Origin of the sequence: Streptomyces bobili, assembly GCF_002154575.1 — a bacterium.
In the GTDB taxonomy this organism is placed as follows: Bacteria; Actinomycetota; Actinomycetes; order Streptomycetales; family Streptomycetaceae; genus Streptomyces; species Streptomyces bobili.
On record NZ_MUBA01000627.1, the window covers coordinates 1 to 5,957 of the forward strand.

Sequence of the window (5,957 nt, forward strand, 5' to 3'; positions counted from 1 at the left end):
GGTGAGGGCCGGGGACGAGCTTGCTCCGCTGGAGGTGCCGATCACGCGGACGCTGATCGTCGCGGGGGCGGTGGCCTCCCGCGACTACCAGGACGTGCACCACGACGCCGAGGCGGCCAGGGCCAAGGGCTCCCCCGACATCTTCATGAACATCCTCACCACCAACGGCCTGGTGGGCCGCTACATCACCGACCACTTCGGTCCGGCGGCGGTGCTGCGCCGGGTCGCCATCCGGCTCGGGGTGCCCAACCGGCCCGGCGACACGATGGTGTTGAGGGGCACGGTCGAGGAGGTCGACGGGGACACGGCGGTGGTGCGGGTGTCCGGGGACAACGGCATCGGGCGGCACGTCAGCGGCACCGTCACGGTCACCGTCCCCCCGACCCCAGGGGAGGCGCGGTGAGCGTGCGGGCGCGGGACTGTCTCGGCGGGCGGGCGGCGATCGCCGGGATCGGGGCGACGGAGTTCTCCAAGGACTCGGGGCGCAGCGAGCTGCGGCTGGCGGTGGAGGCGGTGCGGGCGGCGCTGGACGACGCGGGGCTGCGGCCGGCGGACGTGGACGGGCTGGTGACGTTCACGATGGACACGAGCCCGGAGATCACGGTGGCGCAGGCCTGCGGCATGGGGGAGTTGTCCTTCTTCTCCCGCGTCCACTACGGCGGCGGGGCGGCCTGTGCGACCGTGCAGCAGGCGGCGCTGGCGATCGCGGCCGGGGTGGCCGACGTCGTCGTCTGCTACCGCGCGTTCAACGAGCGCTCGGGCCGGCGTTTCGGCTCGGGGGTGCGGCGGCGGGAGCCGTCGGCGGAGGGGACGGCGCTCGGCTGGACCCTGCCGTTCGGGCTGCTCACCCCGGCGTCCTGGGTGGCGATGGCGGCGCAGCGGTACCTGCACGCGTACGGGCTGACCCCGGAGGCGTTCGGGCAGGTGGCCGTCACGGCGCGCAGGCACGCGGCGGCCAACCCTGCGGCGTACTTCCACGGTCGGCCGATCAGCCTCGCCGACCACGCGGCCTCCCGCTGGATCGCCGAGCCGCTGCGGCTGCTGGACTGCTGTCAGGAGACCGACGGCGGTCAGGCGCTGGTGGTGACCTCGGTGGAGCGGGCCCGCGATCTGCCGCGACCGCCGGCCGTGATCGCCGCGGCGGCGCAGGGCGCCGGGCGGGCCCAGGAGCAGATGACGAGCTTCTACCGCGACGACCTGACGGGCCTGCCGGAGGTGGCGGTGGTCGGCCGCCAGCTGTGGCGGACGTCGGGGCTGGCGCCCGCCGACATCGACGTGGGGATCCTGTACGACCACTTCACCCCGTTCGTTCTCATGCAGCTGGAGGAGTTCGGCTTCTGCCCGCCGGGAGAGGCCGCCGCGTTCGTCGCCGAGGACCGCCTCCCGCTCAACACCCACGGCGGCCAGCTCGGCGAGGCCTACCTGCACGGCATGAACGGCATCGCCGAGGCCGTACGGCAACTGCGCGGCACGTCCGTGAACCAGATACCCGGCGCCGCCCGCACCCTGGTGACGGCGGGGACGGGCGTGCCGACCTCGGGGCTGGTGCTGACGGCCGACGGCTGAACGGGGACGGGGGCGCGGAACCGCGGCACCCGCACCCGGTGAACCCGCGCCGGGATACCCGTACCGTCGGCGTCCGACCCCCCAGGGGTAATCCCGCAGTAGTCGGCGTGGTCTCGTCCACCTTCAGGAGGTGGAGGCAGCACCACCCCTACAACCTGAGGCGGACTCGGCTTCGGCACCTGCGGCCGATCCGCCGCAGGTGGGTCCGAACCTAGCGTGGAGCCATGACCACACCCGTCTGCACCCGCGCTGCGAACGGCAAGACGCGGCCCTCTTCGTATCCGTCCTTCGCGTCGTACGTCAGCGCCCGCCAGCCGGTGCTGCTGCGGACCGCCCGGTCGCTGACCGCCAACCCGAGCGACGCCGAGGACCTGCTGCAGACCGCGCTCGCCAAGACGTATGTCGCGTGGGAGCGGATCGAGGACCACCGGGCGCTCGACGGCTATGTCCGCCGGGCCCTGCTGAACACGCGCACCTCGCAGTGGCGCAAGCGCAAGGTCGACGAGTTCGCCTGCGAGGAGCTGCCGGAGCCGGAACCGCAGCCCGGCCATGAGGACCCGGCCGAGAGGCAGGCGCTGCGCGACGCGATGTGGCGGGCGATCATGAAGCTGCCCGCCCGGCAGCGGGCGATGGTAGTCCTCAGGTACTACGAGGATCTCAGTGAGGCGCAGACGGCGGAGGTGCTCGGCGTCTCGGTGGGCACGGTGAAGTCGGCGGTGTCGCGGGCGCTGGGCAAGCTCCGGGACGACCCTGAGCTGGGCGTTGTTCGATAACGCGCTGAAGTGGCGGTTCGACGTGTTGTAACCGGACATGATCGATCATCGCTCCCTAGTGACATACCGCGCGGTATGTGCGCAGAATCAGCGCAACTGTTACCACCGCGTAGGCAATGACGCCGTACCTGGGAGGACGCCGTGCTGAGCACCATGCAGGACGTACCGCTGCTGATCTCGAGGATCCTGACGCACGGATCGACGATCCACGGCTCGTCACAGGTGACCACATGGACCGGCGAGGGGGAGCCACAGCGCCGCACCTACGCCGAGATCGGCGCCCGAGCGGCCCAGCTGGCGCACGCGCTGCGCGAGGACCTCGGGGTCACCGACGACGAGAGAGTCGCGACTCTGGCCTGGAACAACGCCGAGCATGTCGAGGCCTACTTCGCCATCCCCTCCATGGGCGCGGTGCTGCACACCCTCAACCTGCGGCTGCCCGCCGAACAGCTCGCGTGGATCGTGAACCACGCCGCCGACCGGGTCGTCATCGCCAACGGCTCGCTGCTGCCGCTGCTGGCCCCGCTGCTCCCGCACCTCAAGACGGTCGAGCACGTGGTCGTGACCGGCCCCGGCGACCGCTCGCTGCTCGCGGGGGCGAGCGCCCGGGTCCACGAGTACGAGGACCTGCTCGCCGGCAAGCCGACCGCCTACGACTGGCCCGAGCTGGACGAACGCCAGGCCGCCGCCATGTGTTACACCTCCGGCACGACAGGCGACCCCAAGGGCGTGGTCTACAGCCACCGCTCGATCTACCTGCACTCCATGCAGGTCAACATGGCCCAGTCGATGGGTCTCACCGATCACGACACGACCCTGGTCGTCGTGCCCCAGTTCCACGTCAACGCCTGGGGCCTGCCGCACGCCACCTTCATGACCGGCGTCAACATGCTGATGCCGGACCGCTTCCTGCAGCCCGCGCCCCTCGCCGAGATGATCGAGAGCGAGAAGCCGACCCACGCCGCCGCGGTGCCCACCATCTGGCAGGGCCTGCTGGCCGAGCTGACCGCCAAGCCGCGGGACGTCTCCGCCCTCACCCAGGTCACCATCGGCGGCGCGGCCTGCCCGCCCTCCCTCATGGAGGCCTTCGACAAGCTGGGCATGCGGGTCTGCCACGCCTGGGGCATGACGGAGACCTCCCCGCTGGGCACCATCGCCCGCCCGCCGGCCTCCGCCGTCGGCACGGACGCGGAGTGGGGCTACCGCCTGACCCAGGGCCGCTTCCCGGCAAGCGTCGAGGCCCGCCTCACCGGACCCGGCGGCGAGCGTCTCCCCTGGGACGGGGAGTCCGCGGGCGAGCTGGAGGTCCGCGGTCCCTGGATCGCCGGCGCCTACTACAACGGGCACGGTGCCGAACCCCTGCGCCCCGACGACAAGTTCAGCGAGGACGGCTGGCTGAAGACGGGCGACGTCGGCACCATCTCCGCCGACGGCTTCCTCACCCTCACCGACCGGGCCAAGGACGTCATCAAGTCCGGCGGCGAGTGGATCTCGTCGGTGGACCTGGAGAACGCGCTGATGGCCCATCCGGCCGTCGCCGAGGCGGCCGTCGTCGCCGTCCCCGACGACAAGTGGGGCGAGCGCCCGCTGGCCACGGTCGTCCTCAAGGAGGGCGCCACCGCCGACTTCGAGTCCCTGCGCGCCTTCCTCGCCGACGAGGGCGGCGTCGCCAAGTGGCAGCTCCCGGAGCGCTGGACGATCGTCGAGGCCGTCCCGAAGACCAGCGTGGGCAAGTTCGACAAGAAGGTGCTGCGCAAGCAGTACGCGGCGGGCGACCTGGACGTCACCCAGCTCTGACACACCCCGTCCGCCCGGCAGAGCACCTCGCGGCCTCTGCCGGGCGGACGGCTGTCCGGCGGAGGCCGCGAGGCCTGCCCGCACCCCAACCGCGTCCCTCAGTTGGTGCCGATGCGCGCCAGCAGGTCGACGATCCGCACCTGGACCTCCTCGCTCGTGGAGCGCTCCGCGAGGAACAGGACCGTCTCACCCGAGGCCAGCCGCGGCAGATCGGCCTGGTCGACGGCAGCCGTGTAGACGACCAGCGGCGTGCGGTTGAGCTGCTGGTTCGCCCGCAGCCAGTCCACGATCCCGGCCTGGCCCCGGTGCACCTGCATCAGGTCCATCACCACCAGGTTCGGCCGCAGCTGCCCCGCCAGCGTGACCGCGTCGGCGTCGCTCGCCGCCCGCGCGACCTGCATCCCCCGCCGCTCCAGCGTCGCGGTCAGCGCCAGCGCGATCTCCGCGTGCTCCTCGATCAGCAGCACCCGCGGCGGATGCTGCTCAGTGTCCCGAGGCGCGAGCGCCTTCAGCAGTACGGCGGGATCGGCGCCGTAGGCCGCCTCGCGCGTCGCCTGTCCGAGCCCGGCCGTCACCAGCACCGGCACCTCCGCGGCCACCGCCGCCTGGCGCAGCGACTGCAGCGCGGTCCGCGTGATCGGCCCGGTCAGCGGGTCGACGAACAGCGCGGCCGGGAAGGCGGCGATCTGCGCGTCGACCTCCTCGCGCGAGTGCACGATCACCGGCCGGTAGCCGCGGTCGCTGAGCGCCTGCTGGGTACTGACGTCCGGAGCCGGCCACACCAGCAGCCGGCGCGGGTTGTCCAGCGGCTCCGGCGGCAGCTCGTCGTCCATCGGCTGCGGCCGCGGCGGGTCGGCCACCTCGACGGCCCCGCCCGGCCCGTCCAGCGGCTCGGGCCCCTCGGCGGCGTTCTTGTCCGGTGCCCCTATGGCGTACGACCGTCCGGCCCCCTCGGTCCCCGGCGCGAGCCGCGACTGCCCGGCCATGGACTGCCCCGCCAGGGACTGTCCGGGAAGCGGCTGCCCCGTGGGTACGGCGGCGGCCTGCTCGGCCGTCGGATGCGGACGGGCGGCCTGCTCCTGTCCCGCCGTCGGGTCGGGCCGCGTACCCAGCTTGCGGCGCCGCCCGGAGCCGTTCGGGTTGTGCGGGGCGGGAGTGGCGGAGGTGGAGTGGGTGGTGGTCGTGGGCTGAGGAGCCTTCGGTGCCTGCTGCACCTGTGCGGCCTGCCGCGTGAAGGGCACGCCCTGGCCCAGTGTCCGCACGCTGATCGCGCGGCCCTGGGTGGAGTTGGGGTCGAAGGGCGGGTTCGGCGTCGTCGCCTCGGCGGGCAGAGGCTGAGCCGCCCGCGGCTGCGCGGTGGCGGCCTCGGGCGGCAACGGGGTGCCCGCACCGGGGGTCGGTGTCGCCGGGACGGCCGCTGCGGCGGGGAGCGGCCCGGCCGGCGCGGCAGGCCCGGGGAGCGGCTGAGCCGGAGGCGGCAGCACCTGAGCGGTCTGGACGGGCGCGGGTGCCTGCTGGGCTGGTGCCTGTGCCGGAACGGCGGAGGCCGCGACACCCTCCGTCCGGGGCTGAGGCTGAGCCTCCGTCACCGCTTCGGACTCCGGCTGACCGACGGCCCGCCGCCGACGGCCCGTGGGGGCGGTGGTGGGGTGCGGCTGCGGCGGGGTGTGGTCGTCGGCCTGGCCGTGGGCGACGGCGTCGTGCCGGCCGTGGTCGATCGGCGAGTCCTCGGACACGGCCTGAGCCGGCACCTGAACCTGCCCGGGAACGGGAACGGGAACGGAACCAGGAACCGGAACAGAACCAGGAACCGGAACAGAA

At 73.2% G+C, this 5,957-nt stretch carries 5 protein-coding genes; 4 read left to right on the top strand and 1 reads right to left on the bottom strand.

Annotated features, from left to right (window positions below; translation table 11 throughout):
- Nucleotide 1: 1 nt before the first annotated feature.
- The 4 genes from BZL64_RS35110 to BZL64_RS35125 all read left to right on the top strand — a co-directional run bounded on the left by BZL64_RS35110 (nt 2) and on the right by BZL64_RS35125 (nt 4,136).
- Nucleotides 2-403, top strand: coding sequence for a MaoC/PaaZ C-terminal domain-containing protein (locus tag BZL64_RS35110; RefSeq protein ID WP_086773111.1), 402 nt, complete (start codon nt 2-4; stop codon nt 401-403).
- On the top strand, nt 400-1,566 hold the full coding sequence (locus tag BZL64_RS35115) for a lipid-transfer protein (protein WP_086773112.1): 1,167 nt from the start codon (nt 400-402) through the stop codon (nt 1,564-1,566). The genes BZL64_RS35110 and BZL64_RS35115 overlap by 4 nt, the downstream gene beginning before the upstream one ends.
- Nucleotides 1,567-1,790: 224 nt before the next feature.
- On the top strand, nt 1,791-2,339 hold the full coding sequence (locus tag BZL64_RS35120) for a SigE family RNA polymerase sigma factor (protein WP_086773113.1): 549 nt from the start codon (nt 1,791-1,793) through the stop codon (nt 2,337-2,339).
- A 141-nt stretch (nt 2,340-2,480) separates the two neighbouring features.
- Nucleotides 2,481-4,136, top strand: coding sequence for a long-chain fatty acid--CoA ligase (locus tag BZL64_RS35125; protein WP_244205701.1), 1,656 nt, complete (start codon nt 2,481-2,483; stop codon nt 4,134-4,136).
- Nucleotides 4,137-4,234: 98 nt separating this feature from the next.
- On the opposite strand, the gene BZL64_RS40705 is transcribed toward BZL64_RS35125, so the two are convergent.
- On the bottom strand, nt 4,235-5,957 hold a 1,723-nt coding region (locus BZL64_RS40705), incomplete at its 5' end, for a response regulator (RefSeq protein WP_143663399.1).

Bases quoted from the DNA above. Each gene is read 5' to 3' on its own strand.
- BZL64_RS35120 (WP_086773113.1), top strand. From the start codon at position 1,791: ATGACCACACCCGTCTGCACCCGCGCTGCGAACGGCAAGACGCGGCCC.